Here is a 16,214-nt window from a genome sequence, read left to right as displayed (position 1 = left end):
CGGGACTGTTAGCGTTGCTTGCATGATTCCCCACGGCTTCCGCCGCCCGCTCACGATCGTTGCCGCCGTCGTCGCAATCCTGTCCCTGGCGGCCGTAGCCGCCGTCATGGCCGTCGCTTTTGCCAACGGCGTGGCTCCGGTCTGGGTCACGTCAACTGCTCTCTACGGGCTGCCGCTCGCCTTCATTCTGATGGCCGCATTGGTGGTTGACTCGGTGTGGGCACGGCGTCGCCAATGAGCAGCCGGAAAGCCCGACGGCGGGCCCGGCTGGCGGTAACGTTGAACTGATGTCCCTTATTCGCGCGCTCAGCAAGGAACTGGAAGCGCGCAGCGACGATTCGCTGCGGGCCTTGTTTGCCGCGCGGCCGGACCTCATCTCCCCGATAGCCCCGGACTTCGCTGCCCTCGCGGCGCGGGCAAGCGCACGGGTGAGCGTGCAGCGTGCCCTGGAGCGGCTCAACAAACCGGAGATGCAGGTACTGGAGACACTCCACCTATGCACCAACACGGACACCGGCCACAGCGTCTCCGCCGCGGGATTGAAGAAATGCATCAACGGCGCCACCCTTGCCGCGCTCGAACCGATCCTGAACAAGCTCCAGGAGCTGGCCCTCATCCACCGGGCTGATCCGCCGGCCACGGTGCACAATCCAGGCAGGCAGCGTTTCTACTTGCCGGTGGGCAGCCTCAAGGACGTCATCGGCATCTACCCGGCCGGTTTGGGCCGCAGCTACACCGAGTTGGTACGGCTTCAACCGGCCTTCGCCCAGCGCGTGGTGCATCTCGTCGCCGAACTCCACCAGAGCGGCGCCAAGGTCCTGGCCGCCACGACGCCCATGGACGCGGCGCTGGCTCTGCAGCGATGGACGTCGACGCCGGAGAACCTTCAGCACATCCTGTCCGAGGCACCTGTACGGACGCGTCCCCTTTTGAACAAGTTCGGCAGCTGGGCCATGGGTGCCGTTCCCCAGGCACAGCGCAAGGCCTCCGTCCTCCACGAAGGTCGCGACGTCGGTCCCGTGGACTGGCTCTTGGCCCGCGGCTTGCTTGTCCCCCTGGACGCCGGCCACGTTGAGCTCCCGCACAGCGTCGGCCTGTCGCTGCGCGGCGGCGCGATCGTGGACCACTTCACGTTGAAGCCTCCCGTGCCGGAGCTGGGCCAGACGAGTGCGGCCTTGCGCCGGAATGCCGCCATGGGTGCCATAGCCGAAGCGCTCCGACTGGTGGGCGAACTCCTGTACGCGGTCCGCGAGCAGCCGGTGGTCACCTTGCGCAGCGGAGGGGTGGGCGTTCGTGAGCTCAAACGCCTGGCCGACAGCCTCCGCTTGGGGTTGTCCGAGACGGCGTTGATCCTTGAGCTCAGTGCCTTGTCCGGATTGCTGCGCCTCGATGTGGACAGTTCCACCTGGGTACAACCGCCATCGCTGGAATGGCTCACGCTCCCCCGCCAGGAACAATGGCTCTGGCTGGTCAACGCCTGGCTCGCGAGCGAGCGCGCCCCCTCCCTCGTGGGCCAGACCCTCCCCGGGCCTGCCACCACGGCACCGCGATCCGGCTCTCCGGCAAGTTCCATCAATGCCCTGTCCGCCGAGGCCCAACGCCCTGACGCCCCGCTGGTCCGAAAACGGATCCTGGAGATCCTCGAAGAGCTGACCCTCGAGGTGGAAGCACCGGACGGAAAGGCTCCGGTGCTCAACGCCGAAGCCGTCATGGAACGCGCTGAATGGGCCCAGCCCCGGATGTCGCGGCGGTTTAGCTCCCTCGTCCGTGGCATCCTGCACGAAGCGGAACTCCTGGGGCTCATGGGTTCCGGCGCCCTGACCCAGCTTGGTTCGGCGATTGCCACTGAACAGCCCGAGCTGGCCCTGAGGATCCTCGGCGAACACCTGCCTGCCGCGGTCAACCATGTCCTGCTCCAAGCAGACCTGACCGCCGTCGCGCCTGGGTACCTGGCACCTGAGCTGAGCGAAAAACTGCTCTTGATCGCCGACGCCGAAGGCCAGGGCCCAGCCACGATCTTCCGCTTCTCCGGAGATTCGATCCGGCGCGGTTTGGACGCAGGGCAGGACGCGGAAGCCATCCTCGCGTTCCTGCATACCCACTCGGCCACCGATGTTCCCCAGCCGCTCCGGTACTTGATCAAGGACATCGCATCGCGGCATGGCCGGATGCGCGTCGCCAGCAGCCCCAGTTTCATCCAGAGCGACGACGAAGCCGCCATCGCCGAGCTCGTTCAGGAGCCGGGGGCCGCAAGCCTCGGGCTTGTCCGGATCGCCCCCACGGTACTGACCTCCACAGCGAGCCCCCGGGAGACCGCCAGGGTGCTGCGCGAGCTGGGACTTTCGCCCGCCGTGCAGGAGGCGGAGACCGCCGTCGTGCGCTATAAGAGGACGGCATCGGTGGCCGCTGGCGTCCGCCCCGTGTACACGGCGCCCCGCACCGCGCCGCCGGACGACGACGTCGACGCCCAGCTCGCGGTCTTGAGGCACCATCGCGCGGTCCACGGCGACGTGACCGGCGAGGCGGCAACGCAACTGGGACTCGAAACCCTGCAGAGGGCCATCCGGCTGAAGCAAGCGGTCACCATGAACGTGGTTGACGGCTTGGGGAATTCCAACACCGAGACCGTTGTTCCGGTATCGGTGTCCGGAGGGCGCGTCCGGGTGTTCGACGCCGCCAGGGACACCGAGAGAGTCTTGTCCATCCACCGCATCATCGATGTGGAACCTGCGGGCGAGCCGCACAAGTGAGGAAGCAATAGTGAGCGACGGTCCGCTGATCGTACAGAGCGACAAAACCATCCTGCTGGAAGTCGACCACGAGCTCGCCACCGAGGCTCGGCATGCTATTGCGGCGTTCGCCGAGCTCGAGCGTGCCCCCGAACACGTCCACAGCTACCGGCTCACCCCTCTGGGCCTATGGAATGCGCGCGCCGCGGGACTGGACGCCGAAAAAGTCCTCGACACGCTCCTGCGCTACTCCCGTTTCCCGGTGCCGCACTCATTGCTGATCGACATCGAAGAGACGATGTCCCGCTACGGCCGCTTGCGTCTGGAAAAGGACCCGCAGCACGGATTGGTCATGCGGACCACCGACTACCCCGTGCTCGAGGAAGTCAGCCGGGCCAAGAAAATCGCGCCGTTGCTGGGGCCCAGGATCGATGGCGAAACCGTGGTGGTGCATTCCTCCCAGCGGGGTCAGCTCAAGCAATTGTTGCTCAAGCTCGGATGGCCGGCCGAGGACCTCGCGGGCTACGTGGACGGTACTCCGCACCTGATCGCCTTGAACGAGGACGGCTGGCACCTGCGGCCATACCAGAAGCTCGCCACGGAGAACTTCTGGGCGGGCGGCAGCGGCGTCGTCGTGCTGCCCTGCGGTGCGGGCAAGACCCTGGTGGGGGCTGCAGCCATGGCCACCAGCTCGACAACCACGCTGATCCTGGTGACCAACACGGTCGCGGCCCGGCAATGGAAGGACGAACTCCTCAAGCGGACGTCGCTGACGGAGCAGGAGATCGGTGAGTATTCGGGCGCGGTCAAGGAAGTCCGGCCTGTCACGATCGCCACCTACCAGGTCCTGACCACCAAGCGCGGCGGCCTGTACCCGCACCTGGAGCTCGTGGACGGGCACGACTGGGGACTCATCATTTACGACGAGGTCCACCTCTTGCCTGCACCGATTTTCCGGATGACGGCGGACTTGCAGGCCCGGCGGCGTCTTGGACTCACGGCAACGCTTGTGCGTGAGGATGGTCGCGAAGGTGAGGTCTTCAGCCTGATCGGTCCCAAACGCTACGACGCACCGTGGAAGGACATCGAAGCCCAAGGCTACATTGCGCCGGCGGACTGCGTGGAGGTCCGCGTGGACCTGCCCCGGGACGAGCGCGTGGCCTACGCGATGGCCGAAGATGCGGACAAGTACCGGCTCTGCGCGACGTCGGAGACCAAGACCCACTTGGTGGAGCAGCTCGTGGCCCTGCACCAAGGCGAGCAGTTGCTGGTGATAGGCCAGTACATCGACCAGTTGGATGAGATCGGCGAGCGCTTGGACGCACCCGTGATCAAGGGCGATACAACAGTCAAGGTGCGGCAGAAGCTGTTCGACGCCTTCCGCGCCGGCGACATCAAGACCCTCGTGGTGTCCAAAGTGGCCAACTTCTCGATCGACCTGCCCGAGGCATCCGTGGCGATCCAGGTATCGGGATCTTTCGGTTCCCGCCAGGAAGAAGCTCAACGCTTGGGGCGCCTGCTTCGTCCCAAGCAGGACGGCCGCGCGGCACGCTTCTACTCCTTGGTGGCCAGGGACACCCTCGACCAGGACTTCGCCGCCAAACGGCAACGCTTCCTCGCCGAACAGGGCTACGCCTACCGGATCATGGACGCCAAGGACGTCCCCACCGGGTAGGGCTGGGTTAACTCAAGTTAGGCAACCAGCTGTTGTGCGCGCTCCTGTTGCTGCGCTGCTTGCAGCACGACGACGTCGACGACAGCCCAAGAGTCCTCGTCCTTGAGCTGCGCGTCGGCGAAGCGTTCAGCGGCGGGGCGGTCGCTGAACTCCTCGTGCTCGATGCGTCCGGAGAGCGTGTCAAGGTAGCTGACATGGAATTCGACATGCTGAGTTTCAACGCGTGATTCTTGTTTGTTTTCCATGGCTCAAGTGTGAATCGGGGGTCCGACAATTTAGGACTGTGTCCGCGGCGTGTTGGCTTTTGGCCGGTTTGTCAGGCCCTGCGCAGCTTTGTCAGGCCTGGCGCAGCACTGTTCGGCCGCTTGTTTAGGCCCTGCGCAGCACCTCCTCGGCGGTGCTGCGGACCGCCTCGGTCACGGCGTCCAATATCCGCGACGGTGTCCGCCACCGCTGCCAGTACAAGGGAACGTCCAACGGCCGCTCGGGCGCGAGTTCCACCAGGGACCCATCGGCTACCTCCTGGCCGCATTGCGATTCAGGCAGCAGTCCCCACCCAAGCCCCAAGCGAATGGCCTCGGCAAACTCCTGGCTGGACGGAACATAGTGGCGCGGCCCTGCCGGCTCCGTCCCACGCGCCGCGCCGCCCAGCAGTTCCAGGAAACGGTGCTGGTACTCATCCTTGCGGTCGAAGTCCACGGCCGGAGCGGCGCGCAGCGAGGCGACATCGACGCCGTCGGGAAGCCACCGTGCCCTGAATTCCGGGGTGGTGACGGCGCGGTATCGCATGCTCCCCAGCGGCTCCACGCGGCAGCCCTGTACCGGCTCGGGTGTCGCGGTCACGGCGGCCATGACCGTTCCGGCGCGCAGCATGGACGTGGAATGCTGTTCGTCGTCCCGGTGAAGATCAAAAACAGCGTTCAGCTCCGCGGGGACCCTCGTGAGGGCCTTGAGGAACCAGACGGACAGGGAATCCGCGTTGACCACGATCGGAACCGAGACCATCGGCGATTCGCCCGGCAGGCCCAGTTCCAGTTCGGCGTCGGCCTCCAACTGGGCGAGCTGCCGCGCCAGCCTGAGCACCACATGTCCCGACTCCGTGGCCTGGACCGGATTGCTGCGCTGAAGCAACACCCTTCCGGATGCTTGTTCAAGCGCCTTGAGGCGCTGGGAGACCGCCGACGGCGTGATGTTCAGTGATCGGGCGGCGGCGTCTAGCGTGCCTTCCGTGAGCACCGCGGCGAAGGTGTGCAACTGTTCAGAAGAGAATCTGGCCATAAGGTGATCTTACGATGCATAAGAATATTTAGCTGGACTAATGCCGAAGGCGAAACTTAGCCTCGAAGCATGAACTCCCCCGATGTCTTCCACGCTGCCGGTTTGGGCCTCGGCACAGGCCTGGCCCTCATTGTTGCCATTGGCGCTCAAAATGCCTTCGTCCTCCGGCAAGGAATCCGCGGCGAACATATCGGCTCAATCGTTGCCGTGTGCGCCATCTCGGACGCCGTGCTCATCGCGGCCGGGGTACTCGGCACAGGCGCCCTGCTCACTGCGGCGCCTGCCGCCGTCGTCGTCCTCCGCTATGTCGGCGCAGCATTCCTGGTCACGTACGGCGTCATGGCGGCACGGCGGATCCTCAAGCCGCAAGCGCTCGTGTCCGCGGAGCCCGGGCCTTCGGGTGCCGGCCGAAGCGGACTTGGGGCAGCGCTGGCGACCGTCACGGCACTGACATGGCTCAACCCGCACGTCTACCTGGACACCGTGCTGCTCCTGGGGTCCGTGGCGAACGCGCAAGGGCCCGGGCTGCAGTGGTGGTTCGGCGCGGGAGCCATGCTGGGCAGTATTTTGTGGTTTTGTTCGCTCGGGTTCGGCGCGAAACTGCTGCGCGGCTTCTTTGCTCGCCCAGCGTCTTGGCGGATTCTCGACGGCGGGATTGCCGTCACCATGGTGGGACTCGGCGTCGGGCTGGCTCTCGGCAGTTAGCCGGGCCAACTACCGCGACACCCCGATAATTCTCACAACAAGCATCCAGTCAACTCCCAGAAACTGGGAGCATCATGAATGGTATGAAAAAGAACGGCCCCGAAGCCAAGCTGCTCGTCGTCGACGACGAACCCAACATCCGTGAGCTGCTCTCCACCTCGCTGCGCTTTGCTGGCTTTGAGGTCGTAGCGGCGTCGAACGGCCGCGAAGCGCTCGCTGCCGCCGATCTTCACGCACCGGACCTCGCGGTCCTGGACGTCATGCTCCCCGACATGGACGGTTTCACTGTCACCCGCCGCCTTCGGGCCGCCGGAAAGCACTTCCCTGTCCTGTTCCTGACTGCCAAGGACGACACGGAAGACAAGGTCACGGGCCTGACCGTGGGCGGCGACGACTACGTCACCAAGCCTTTCAGCCTGGATGAAGTGGTGGCCCGGATCCGCGCCGTGCTGCGCCGCACGCAGCCGATGGAAGACGACGACGCCGTCATCCGCGTGGATGACCTGGAGCTCGACGACGACGCGCACGAGGTCCGCCGCGGCGGCACCATCATCGAGCTGTCGCCCACCGAGTTCAAGCTGCTGCGCTACCTCATGCTGAACCCTAACCGGGTGCTTTCGAAGGCGCAGATCCTGGACCACGTCTGGGAATACGACTTCAACGGCGACGCCTCGATCGTGGAGTCCTACATTTCCTACCTCCGGCGCAAGGTAGACATTGATCCGGATGCCACCGCCTTGATCCAGACCAAGCGCGGCGTCGGCTACGTACTGCGGACGGCCGAGAAGCGCTGACCTTGTTCAACCGTTGGAAGTCGGCCTCCCTCAGGTCGCAGCTGGTCGCCATCATCATGGGGCTGCTGCTTCTTGCCCTGGCCGCCACAGGCGCCGGGACGCTGACGCTCGTCAAGAGCTACCTCCAAGGGCAAGTGGATGACAAGCTCAGGGCAGCTGTCCAGACCGCCCAGCAACAGCAATCTTTCGCCAACTTGTCCGAGGCGAGCCCCGCCGTGCCCACGGACTATTCCCTGACGCTCTACGTCCAGGGCCAGCCACCCTATCCGTTCGGCGGAAGCAAGACCGATCGGCCGAGCATTGCCAACATCACCCCGGTTGAAGCCAAGAACCGCAATTACGCACCCTTCCAAGTGAGTGGCACCGCTGGCGGGGATTGGCGTGTGGTGGCGGTCAACGTCGTGGACAACCGGACCGGGCAGAACGCGGTGGTGATCGTGGGCCTCCCACTGACCCCTGTGGACCGAGTCATGGAACACGCCACCCTCGTGGTGGTCGGCGTCGGACTCTTGACGCTCGTGCTCGCGTTCTTCATCGCAACGTGGACCGTTGCACGTTCCTTCCGCCCCCTCGCTCGCGTTGAAAAGACGGCGGCCGCTATCGCTGCCGGTGATCTCTCGCGTCGCGTGGACATCGAGAATCCGGTCACCGAGGTCGGCCGCCTGGGCGCCTCCCTCAACGCCATGCTCGCGCACATCGAATCATCCTTTGCGGCGCGTGCCGCCTCCGAGGCCAGGATGCGGCGATTCGCCGCCGACGCCTCCCACGAGCTGCGCACCCCGTTGGTCACCATCCGCGGCTTCTCCGAGCTCTACCGCCACGGCGCCCTTGCCACGCCGGAAGATGTAGGCACCGCCATGGGCAGGATCGAGAGCGAAGCCAAGCGCATGGGATCCATGGTGGAAGACCTGCTGCTGCTTGCCCGCCTGGACGAACAACGGCCGTTGCAGCTCAAGCCGGTGGATCTGCACCTCCTGGCGAACGACGCCGTCGTGGACTCACTCGCAACGTCGGGCGAGCGGAAGATTTCACTCACAGGGCTCGACGGCGGAGCGGCAGCGTCTGCCCCCGTCCAGGGTGACGAGGCCAAGCTTCGTCAGGTGCTCGGTAACCTGGTTGGCAACGCCTTGCGATATACCCCCGAAGGAACGCCGATTGAGCTCGCTGTCGGGGTGCGGAACACGCCCGCCGGCCCGCTATCCGTTCTCGAGGTGCGGGACCACGGCAGCGGCATTCCGGCCGAGGAACTGCCCCGGATTTTCGAGCGCTTCTACAGGGCGGACACTTCGCGCACGCGGGAGACAGGCGGTAGCGGGCTCGGCCTCGCGATTGTCGCGGCAATTGTGGGGTCCCACCGCGGTACCGTGAGGGTCGAAGAGACCGACGGCGGCGGCGCCACCCTGGTTGTCAGCCTCCCCTTCCAGGACGAGCTGTCCGAGGTGCCTGACGATGCGGGTATTGCCGAGGCGGAGATCTCCGACTAGGAGTTTTCTACGCCGGGCGGCTTGATCTAGCGAGTTGTCCACATAGGGAGATTCGGCTCTGTCCGGGCCATGTGACGGCTTCTAGGCTCATTGTGTGGACCACAAGCCAGCCGCAACCTGCGGACCCCTTTAGTCGAAAGGCAACGCCCTATGAGCGTCATCTCCGTCGATACCGAACTCCTCCAGCTCAAGTCCGCCAACGTCAAGGCCACCGTGGATCGCATCAGCGCCGACGTCCAAGCGATGAAACGTGGCCTCGACGAGCTCCAAGCCACATGGAAAGGATCGGCAGCCAACAATTTCCAGGCCCTCGTCTCGGAGTGGACGTTGACCCAGAACAAAGTGGAGGCTTCGCTGGCATCCATCAACCTGGCACTGTCCTCCGCCGCGGCAAGCTATCTCCAGACCGAGCAGGGCAACACCCAACGGTTCAGCTACTAAGAGCCGAGGTGGGATCCCGGCGGGACGGCCAATCCGCCTTCCCGCCGGGATCCAATTGCTTTCCAGCACCCGGTTTCTTTCCGGGTCCGTTCCAGTGTCCGCACCCGGTTTCTTTCCGGGTCCGTTCCAGTGTCCGCGCCCGCTTCTGCGCCGTTACTTCTCCGGTGTTACTTCTCCGGTGTTACTTCTCCGGCGTCGACTGGTGGAAACGCAACCGCCAGCGGCCGTCGTCGAGCAACCAGATCGAACTCCGCAATGCCGAGCCTGTTCGCCCATAACTTCTGTAGCTGAGCAGCATGGTGTTGCTGGAGAGGCGCTCTGCGGAAATTATCTCTACCTCCGCGGTTTCGCCCGGGTTGCCCTCCAGCGCCATCATGAGCTCGTCGCGGGACCAGACACGCCCGGAGCTGCCAATCTCGGTAAAGTCCGGGTGGAGCAGGATCCCTGTGCGCCCAAGGTCTCCCCTGACATCGGGCCTCAGGAGCTCCCTCTCAAGGAGAATGACCGTTTCCTCGTCTGAGCGCCCGCCTGCCTGGCCAAGGACCGCTTCTTCGTCATCACCAGCGAACAAAGTGGGCTCGATGAACCTCTCCTGCTCCGGGAACTCAGCCGGCGCGTTCGGCATGGAACCGCTCGAGAGATCCTGACCGCCGAACAGCGTGAGGTCTTCATCCTGGGCATCCGTGTCGTCGTCGTCGAAAAGCGATGGCGCGTCCACAGGCGCTGTGCGGACTGATGGTGTGCCGACTGATGGTGTGCCGACTGACAGCGTGCGGGACAAGGACCGTGCGGCTTCAGCTCCCGGATAGCCCGGCCCGGCAGGAGCGGCTATTCCCTGCTGGAACGCTGTGGCGACCGCACGCGCGCGATCGTCGGCAGCCTCGTTGAGGTCGTGGCCGGCGTGGCCCTTGACCCACTCGAACGAGTACTTGCGGCCGACAATAGCCTGGTCGATGTCCTTGAGGAGATCGACGTTCAAGACGGGCTTCCCGTCCGCCTTGCGCCAGCCTTTGCGCTTCCAACCCGGCATCCACTTGGTGATGCAATTGATGACGTACTGGCTGTCGCAGAGAATCTTCAGCTCTTCATCGGGAACATGTGCCGTGGACCGGAAGAGGTCCAACACAGCCATGAGCTCGCCCTGGTTGTTGGTTCCGTGCGGCCACCCGCCGGCCCTCCAGCAAGAGTCGTTCACGTACCAGGCCCAACCGGCAGGCCCGGGATTGCCGAGGGCAGAACCATCGGCGGCAGCAATAATCGTCATGGTTTCCATCCTGCCAGACCACCCCGACACTCCCGGACCGAATGCCCCAGCCGCCGGGTCACACCGCTCCCCGAACGACGCTCGCTCACATATATGGCCAAAAATCCAAACCCTCTTTCAGATCTGGCGCCCTAACCCAAAACCCCTCTGCAGCAGAAGTGAGCGAGCGTCCGGCCAAAACCCGACACACGTGAGCGAGCGTCCGGCCAAAACCCGATATAGGTGAGCGAGCGTCGTTAAACGGCGACGGCCCCCACCTGAGGTGGGGACCGCCGTCGTGCGTGTGGCTAGTGAGCTAGACCGGGGGCTTAGAAGCCGCCCATGCCGCCCATGTCGTCGCCGCCACCCATAGACGGAGCGTTCTTCTCCGGCTTGTCGGCAACAACGGCCTCGGTGGTCAGGAACAGACCAGCGATGGAGGCAGCGTTCTGGAGAGCCGAGCGGGTGACCTTTACGGGGTCGTTGACGCCGGCAGCCAGCAGGTCCTCGTAAACGCCGGTTGCAGCGTTCAGGCCGTGGCCCGACGGCAGGCCGCGGACCTTGTCGATGACAACGCCCGGCTCGAGGCCAGCGTTGTAAGCGATCTGCTTGAGCGGAGCGTCGATGGCAACGCGGACGATGTTGGCGCCCGTTGCTTCGTCGCCTTCGAGCTGCAGGTTGGCGAATGCCTTGGCACCGGCCTGGATGAGGGCAACGCCACCACCGGCGACGATGCCTTCTTCAACGGCAGCCTTCGCGTTGCGGACTGCGTCCTCAATGCGGTGCTTGCGCTCCTTGAGCTCTACCTCGGTTGCGGCACCGGCCTTGATGACTGCAACGCCGCCGGCCAGCTTGGCCAGGCGCTCCTGCAGCTTCTCGCGGTCGTAGTCGGAATCGGAGTTCTCGATCTCGGCACGGATCTGCGCCACGCGGCCGGCGATGGCGTCGGCGTCGCCGGCACCTTCGACGATGGTGGTCTCGTCCTTGGTGACAACAACCTTGCGGGCGTTGCCGAGCAGTTCGAGGGTTGCGTTCTCGAGGCTGAGGCCGACCTCGGAGGAGATGACCTGGCCACCGGTGAGGATGGCGATGTCGGCGAGCTGTGCCTTGCGGCGGTCACCGAAGCCCGGAGCCTTGACGGCAACGGACTTGAAGGTGCCACGGATCTTGTTGACGATCAGGGTGGCCAGGGCCTCGCCCTCGATGTCTTCGGCGATGATCAGCAGCGGCTTGTTGGACTGCATGACCTTCTCCAGGACCGCAACGAGTTCCTTCACGTTGGAGATCTTGGAGTTGACGATCAGGATGTACGGGTCCTCGAGGACCGTTTCCTGGCGCTCTGCGTCGGTGACGAAGTAAGCGGAGATGTAACCCTTGTCGAAGCGCATGCCTTCGGTGAGCTCAAGCTCCAGTCCGAAGGTGTTGGACTCCTCGACAGTGATGACGCCTTCCTTGCCAACCTTGTCCAGGGCTTCAGCAATGAGGTTACCGATTTCGGTGTCGCCGGCAGAGATGGAAGCAGTGGCTGCGATCTCTTCCTTGGTCTCGATCTCCTTGGCGGAGGCGAGCAGCTCGCGGATGACGGCTTCAACAGCCTTCTCGATGCCGCGCTTGAGGGACAGCGGGTCGGCGCCGGCAGCTACGTTGCGCAGGCCTTCCTTGACGAGGGCCTGGGCCAGGACCGTGGCGGTGGTGGTGCCGTCGCCAGCGACGTCGTCCGTCTTCTTGGCAACTTCCTTGACCAGCTCGGCGCCGATCTTCTCGTAAGGATCGTCCAGCTCGATCTCCTTGGCGATGGAAACACCATCGTTGGTGATCGTGGGGGCGCCCCACTTCTTTTCGAGGACGACGTTGCGTCCACGCGGGCCGAGGGTAACCTTGACGGCGTCGGCGAGGATGTTCAGACCCCGCTCGAGACCGCGGCGTGCCTCTTCATCAAATGCAATGATCTTGGCCATAACGGCGGTAGTCCTTTCGGGACAGTCGTTAAGAAGGTGCCTTCACTGCGGTGCCCGCGACGGACGATCCTTCACATTCGGCCTCTGTACGCCGCGTGCTCCGGACCTCACCCCAGCAAGGTTTTCTTTGTTCTCCCAGGCACCGCCATTATTTTCATACGGCCGGAGCCGCGAAGAATTAGCAGTCAGTGCTTGAGAGTGCTAATCAATAATTAGCACTCACCCGAGGAGAGTGCAAGCAGCAAGCGCAGGAAACTACTCGCCACGCCAAGGGAATTCGCTACCGGCACAAGCCGATCACGGGGTCCGTGAGGCGGTCTCCTTGCCACTCACCCGAGCAGTATTGTCGGCACCGTACGTGAAGACCATGTAATTGGACGAGGTAACGTCGCCGTTGGCGTCGAAACCGATGGTGCCGGACTCGCCGTCGTAATCCGGGAGCTTGGCCCCCTTCAGCACCTCGACGCAGTCCTTGTATGACGTACAAGACGTGCGTTCCTTCGTTGCCGCATCGCCCCACGTCGGACGCGCCCCGCCGGACACTGTGGTGAGCCAGGCCGCGATCGAGCCACCGGCGTCGTCGCCCGCCGCTGCGGCCGCAAGCGCCGCGAGGGTGACGGCGTCGTACGTCTCGGCGGCGTACGTCGTGTCCTTGAGTTTGGGGTCGATCCCCGTCAGATCTGCCTGGAATTCCGCACTCGGGAAGACCCCCGGAAGAATTCCCCGCGCGCCGTGGAGGCCGCCGGCGCCGAGTGCGGTTCCGTATTGGCGGATGGCACCGTCGCTCAAGATCAGGCTCTTGCCGCTCAGACCAGCGTTCATGAGCTCGGCCAAGGCGCCTTGGGCACCATCACGGGCAACCACGACGACGGCGTCCGGCGTGCCGGACTTGATCCCCGCCGCGGCCGGAGCTGCTTTGCCGGCCGTGAATTCTACGTTGGACACGGCCTCTATTCCGAGGCTGCGGGCGGCATCCATGACCGCTCCCGAGACCCGCGTACCGTAGTCTCCGGCTTCGTGGAGAACGGAAATCCTCTTGGCGCCGGCGTCGTGGGCCAGCTTCGCCAAGACGCTGCCCTGCGCGGCATCAGCGGCCGAGGTGCGGAAATAGAAGCCGCCGCTCTTGTAGCTGCTCAGTCCAGATGCCGTGTTGGCCGGCGAGATGAGCGGAATCCGGGCGGGCGAGAGCACATCGATAGCGGCGGGCGCATGGCTGGAATCGGTCGGCCCCACAACCACGTCGGCGTGGGCGGACAGCAACGCCTTGGCTTGGGCCGCTGTGTCGGCAGTGAAGGCCGCCGCGCCGGCCCCCTGGCTTGCGCTGCTGCCTTCGCCGGCCGCCGATGCCGGGAGCAACTCGACGGGGCGGCCCTTGTATCCGCCGGCGTCGTTGATCTGCTTGATAGCCAACTTGGCGGCAGCCAGCTCGGACTCGTTGAGGAACGCGGAACTACCGGTACTGTCCAGGATCACGCCGATGCGCAAGGTGCCGTCGCCGCTCGGGGTAACCGAGGCAAGCCTGGCGTTGCCGATGGGGGCGGAACATCCGGCCAGTCCGAGGGCCAGAGCTGCAAAAGCTGCGAGAAGAGAAACTACCCGGGAGCGGTGCCTTCCAATAGGCCAGGACAGCCCTGTTGCCGCAACACCCACTAGATAAGCCGCACGCTTTCTGCCTGCGGGCCCTTCTGGCCCTCGCCCAGTTCGAAGTCGACCCGTTGTCCTTCTTCGAGCGCACGGAAGCCATCCATCTGGATAGCGGACCAATGCACAAAGATGTCGTCACCGGACTCATCCACGGTGATGAATCCGTAGCCCTTTTCGGCATTGAACCATTTGACGGTTCCCAAAGCCATGATCCCCACACTTTCAACTAGCAGTGGCCGGCTTCCGGGATCTCCGGGCCAGCTCACAACTACTGTAACCACAGTCACGTTGCAGTGGCGCAACCTCGGGTGTGGGTGGCCGCAATGTTATTGAGGCGTAACCGAGTTGCTACTTGTAACCTGGACCCAGAATGACAACCACGGGCTGCTGGAATTCGGCGCTGTCCACAAGATTGGAAATGCCCAGCAATTTGCCGAGGGCTTCGGCATTGCCCTTCTGGGCAGCGCCTTTGTAGAAGACCGACGACGTCTGCTGGGGCATGCCGCCCCAGTTTGCGACGGTGGACAACGGCCAGCCACCGACTTGCACCATGCCGGCCACACGGGCAGCCAGGCCACTGGTGGTGGTGCCGTTGTAGACCGCGACTGCCGCGGTCTTGTCCAATGGCGCCGTGCTGGGCGTCGGCGTGCTGGATGGAGTGTCGCTGGGGCTCGGCTGGGTGGACGGCTGGCTGGATGCCTGCGCAGAACTGTTCGCCGAAGGCGACACCACGGTGCTCTGCTTGGAGGCGTCAGCGGTGACGACGGCTTGCGGCGTCGTCGACGAGGTGAAGCCAAGCTTCGGAAGGATGAGGAACGCAACGAGGCCGACAGCCAGCGCGATGCCACCCAGGAGCAGCACCGGCCACAGGGTGGGCCGGGAAGCGGACGCGACGAGCCTGTGGACACCTTGGCGCGATGAGCTCTGCGGGACGCGGTCGAATTCATCCCGGGCAAATTTGGTCATGGTGAAGCCTTGTCCTTGCTGCTTGCTTGCTGGGGGATCAGCGTGTGCTTTATGCGTCGGAACCGAGACGGCGCGCGGTGCGGGCCCTCTGACGTGACATACGTAGTCTACGCAATCTCTTGACCAGCATAGGATCGTGCGCCAATGCTTCCTCGGTGTCGATGAGGGCATTGAGCAGCTGGTAGTAGTGGGTAGCGGAGAGATCGAAGAGTTCCCTGACGGCCTGTTCCTTGGCCCCGGCGTACTTCCACCATTGCCTCTCCAGGGCGAGCATCTGCTGTTCACGCTCGCCGAGCGGCGAATCGCTGCGGAGTCCGGCGGACAGGTCCTCGAGCACCAATCCAGTTGCTTCGGACGCCATGGGTTCCCGTGCGGGTTCTGCCACGACACACTCCTTCGACGCATTGACTGAAAAATGTCCCCCGCCCATGCTAACCGGCGAATAACACCGATGTCATTTGCCCCGCCGCGGGAGTCCCGGCGCTTTCCCTCAGTGCCTCACGACAGGGACAATGGCTGGGTGGCAGGCGAAGAAGCGTTATTTGAGCTCGAATCCGAGGATCACTCCGCCGGGTTCGAAGCACTACCCGGAATGGCCTTGGAGGATCTCATGGCGCCGGACTGGGCTCACGCGCTCTCCGGCGTCGAGGACGACTTGCGCTCGGCACTGGCGTTCGTGGCGGCGGAGGCCACCCGCGGAACCCACGTGCTGCCTGCGGCGTCCAACATCCTTCGCGCCTTCCGGCAGCCTCTGGCAGACGTCAAGGTGCTGATCCTGGGCCAGGACCCCTATCCGACGCCGGGACACGCCGTCGGGCTCTCTTTCGCGGTTTCCGGGCAAACCCGGCCCATCCCCCGCAGCCTCGCAAACATCTACCGGGAGATGGAAACCGATCTCGGGCTGCCACCGCGGGTCCACGGCGATCTTTCGGCCTGGACAGGCCAAGGAGTGCTCCTCCTGAACAGGGTGCTCAGCGTCGCGGCCGGCGCAGCCGGCTCGCACCGGGGCAAAGGCTGGGAGGCCATCACGACGGCGGCGGTCACCGCCGTCGCCCGCCGCCGCACAGTTGCCGGGCAGCAGAGTCCGCTCGTCGCGATCCTGTGGGGCAAGGACGCTGAAGCCGTACAGCCGCTGCTTGAAGGCGCCCCCGTGATCTCCTCCGCGCACCCCAGTCCGCTCTCCGCCTCGAGGGGTTTCTTCGGCTCGCGGCCGTTCAGCCGGGCCAACGCCCTGCTCCGTGTGCAAGGCGCAGATCCCGTCATCTGGGAGCTTCCACCGCTGCCCTAGCTTAGGCTT

The 16,214-nt window shown here is 64.6% G+C and carries 16 protein-coding genes; 8 read left to right on the top strand and 8 right to left on the bottom strand.

Annotation, left to right across the window (positions count from 1 at the left end):
- Positions 1–22: 22 nt before the first annotated feature.
- From ACFVTG_RS17920 to ACFVTG_RS17910, 3 genes are read left to right on the top strand one after another with little or no spacing between them, the layout of a single operon-like run.
- On the top strand, positions 23–238 hold the full coding sequence (locus ACFVTG_RS17920; protein WP_284752392.1) for a hypothetical protein: 216 nt from the start codon (positions 23–25) through the stop codon (positions 236–238).
- Positions 239–287: 49 nt separating this feature from the next.
- The gene (locus ACFVTG_RS17915) at positions 288–2,750 is read left to right on the top strand and encodes a helicase-associated domain-containing protein (protein WP_284752391.1); all 2,463 of its coding nucleotides are present in this window, start codon (positions 288–290) and stop codon (positions 2,748–2,750) included.
- Positions 2,751–2,760: 10 nt separating this feature from the next.
- Complete coding sequence (locus ACFVTG_RS17910; RefSeq protein ID WP_390282227.1) at positions 2,761–4,404, top strand: DNA repair helicase XPB; 1,644 nt, start codon at positions 2,761–2,763, stop codon at positions 4,402–4,404.
- 17 nt (positions 4,405–4,421) lie between these two features.
- Here ACFVTG_RS17910 and ACFVTG_RS17905 read toward each other — a convergent pair whose 3' ends face one another.
- Together ACFVTG_RS17905 and ACFVTG_RS17900 are read right to left on the bottom strand one after the other, a co-directional pair.
- Positions 4,422–4,649: a hypothetical protein gene (locus ACFVTG_RS17905; protein ID WP_284752389.1), complete on the bottom strand. Its 228-nt coding sequence runs from the start codon at positions 4,647–4,649 to the stop codon at positions 4,422–4,424.
- A 124-nt stretch (positions 4,650–4,773) separates the two neighbouring features.
- A complete protein-coding gene (locus ACFVTG_RS17900; RefSeq protein WP_390282226.1) occupies positions 4,774–5,682 on the bottom strand; it encodes a LysR family transcriptional regulator ArgP in 909 nt (302 codons plus the stop codon).
- A gap of 69 nt (positions 5,683–5,751) precedes the next feature.
- On the opposite strand from ACFVTG_RS17900, the gene ACFVTG_RS17895 reads away from it, so the two are divergent.
- The 4 genes from ACFVTG_RS17895 (at position 5,752) to ACFVTG_RS17880 (ending at position 9,106) form a co-directional block, all read left to right on the top strand.
- Positions 5,752–6,387, top strand: a complete 636-nt coding sequence (locus ACFVTG_RS17895) for a LysE/ArgO family amino acid transporter (RefSeq protein WP_390282225.1) — start codon at positions 5,752–5,754, stop codon at positions 6,385–6,387.
- A gap of 83 nt (positions 6,388–6,470) precedes the next feature.
- Positions 6,471–7,181 carry a response regulator transcription factor gene (locus ACFVTG_RS17890; protein WP_059388206.1) on the top strand — a complete coding sequence of 237 codons (711 nt, stop codon included), beginning with the start codon at positions 6,471–6,473 and terminating at the stop codon, positions 7,179–7,181.
- Positions 7,182–7,183: 2 nt separating this feature from the next.
- Positions 7,184–8,665, top strand: a complete 1,482-nt coding sequence (locus ACFVTG_RS17885; protein ID WP_284752386.1) for a HAMP domain-containing sensor histidine kinase — start codon at positions 7,184–7,186, stop codon at positions 8,663–8,665.
- A 150-nt stretch (positions 8,666–8,815) separates the two neighbouring features.
- Positions 8,816–9,106, top strand: a complete 291-nt coding sequence (locus tag ACFVTG_RS17880) for a WXG100 family type VII secretion target (protein WP_059388207.1) — start codon at positions 8,816–8,818, stop codon at positions 9,104–9,106.
- Positions 9,107–9,287: 181 nt separating this feature from the next.
- On the opposite strand, the gene ACFVTG_RS17875 is transcribed toward ACFVTG_RS17880, so the two are convergent.
- The 6 genes from ACFVTG_RS17875 to ACFVTG_RS17850 all read right to left on the bottom strand — a co-directional run bounded on the left by ACFVTG_RS17875 (position 9,288) and on the right by ACFVTG_RS17850 (position 15,302).
- On the bottom strand, positions 9,288–10,370 hold the full coding sequence (locus ACFVTG_RS17875; protein ID WP_390282224.1) for an RNase H family protein: 1,083 nt from the start codon (positions 10,368–10,370) through the stop codon (positions 9,288–9,290).
- 308 nt (positions 10,371–10,678) lie between these two features.
- Positions 10,679–12,307, bottom strand: a complete 1,629-nt coding sequence (gene groL / locus ACFVTG_RS17870; protein ID WP_236815662.1) for a chaperonin GroEL — start codon at positions 12,305–12,307, stop codon at positions 10,679–10,681.
- A gap of 297 nt (positions 12,308–12,604) precedes the next feature.
- Positions 12,605–13,957, bottom strand: a complete 1,353-nt coding sequence (locus ACFVTG_RS17865; protein ID WP_390282223.1) for an ABC transporter substrate-binding protein — start codon at positions 13,955–13,957, stop codon at positions 12,605–12,607.
- On the bottom strand, positions 13,957–14,160 hold the full coding sequence (locus tag ACFVTG_RS17860; protein ID WP_059388209.1) for a cold-shock protein: 204 nt from the start codon (positions 14,158–14,160) through the stop codon (positions 13,957–13,959). The genes ACFVTG_RS17865 and ACFVTG_RS17860 overlap by 1 nt, the downstream gene beginning before the upstream one ends.
- A 139-nt stretch (positions 14,161–14,299) precedes the next feature.
- Complete coding sequence (locus ACFVTG_RS17855) at positions 14,300–14,917, bottom strand: LytR C-terminal domain-containing protein (protein WP_390282222.1); 618 nt, start codon at positions 14,915–14,917, stop codon at positions 14,300–14,302.
- 49 nt (positions 14,918–14,966) lie between these two features.
- On the bottom strand, positions 14,967–15,302 hold the full coding sequence (locus ACFVTG_RS17850) for a DUF3263 domain-containing protein (RefSeq protein WP_059388211.1): 336 nt from the start codon (positions 15,300–15,302) through the stop codon (positions 14,967–14,969).
- Between the two features lie 135 nt (positions 15,303–15,437).
- On the opposite strand from ACFVTG_RS17850, the gene ACFVTG_RS17845 reads away from it, so the two are divergent.
- The gene (locus tag ACFVTG_RS17845) at positions 15,438–16,205 is read left to right on the top strand and encodes a uracil-DNA glycosylase (protein WP_284752380.1); all 768 of its coding nucleotides are present in this window, start codon (positions 15,438–15,440) and stop codon (positions 16,203–16,205) included.
- The last annotated feature ends 9 nt before the right edge of the window (positions 16,206–16,214 follow it).

It is taken from the genome of Arthrobacter sp. NPDC058127, assembly GCF_042884555.1.
Lineage (GTDB): Bacteria > Actinomycetota > Actinomycetes > Actinomycetales > Micrococcaceae > Arthrobacter.
The sequence above is the reverse complement of the archived record's forward strand: the minus strand, read 5'-3'. Positions and strand labels throughout refer to the sequence as shown.

Excerpts from the sequence above, each read along its gene's own strand:
- ACFVTG_RS17905 (WP_284752389.1), bottom strand. The coding sequence starts at position 4,649 with ATGGAAAACAAACAAGAATCACGCGTTGAAACTCAGCATGTCGAATTC.
- ACFVTG_RS17900 (WP_390282226.1), bottom strand. The coding sequence starts at position 5,682 with ATGGCCAGATTCTCTTCTGAACAGTTGCACACCTTCGCCGCGGTGCTC.
- ACFVTG_RS17915 (WP_284752391.1), top strand. The coding sequence starts at position 288 with ATGTCCCTTATTCGCGCGCTCAGCAAGGAACTGGAAGCGCGCAGCGAC.
- ACFVTG_RS17875 (WP_390282224.1), bottom strand. The coding sequence starts at position 10,370 with ATGACGATTATTGCTGCCGCCGATGGTTCTGCCCTCGGCAATCCCGGG.
- ACFVTG_RS17895 (WP_390282225.1), top strand. The coding sequence starts at position 5,752 with ATGAACTCCCCCGATGTCTTCCACGCTGCCGGTTTGGGCCTCGGCACA.
- groL (WP_236815662.1), bottom strand. The coding sequence starts at position 12,307 with ATGGCCAAGATCATTGCATTTGATGAAGAGGCACGCCGCGGTCTCGAG.
- ACFVTG_RS17880 (WP_059388207.1), top strand. The coding sequence starts at position 8,816 with ATGAGCGTCATCTCCGTCGATACCGAACTCCTCCAGCTCAAGTCCGCC.
- ACFVTG_RS17855 (WP_390282222.1), bottom strand. The coding sequence starts at position 14,917 with ATGACCAAATTTGCCCGGGATGAATTCGACCGCGTCCCGCAGAGCTCA.
- ACFVTG_RS17860 (WP_059388209.1), bottom strand. The coding sequence starts at position 14,160 with ATGGCTTTGGGAACCGTCAAATGGTTCAATGCCGAAAAGGGCTACGGA.
- ACFVTG_RS17920 (WP_284752392.1), top strand. The coding sequence starts at position 23 with ATGATTCCCCACGGCTTCCGCCGCCCGCTCACGATCGTTGCCGCCGTC.
- ACFVTG_RS17890 (WP_059388206.1), top strand. The coding sequence starts at position 6,471 with ATGAAAAAGAACGGCCCCGAAGCCAAGCTGCTCGTCGTCGACGACGAA.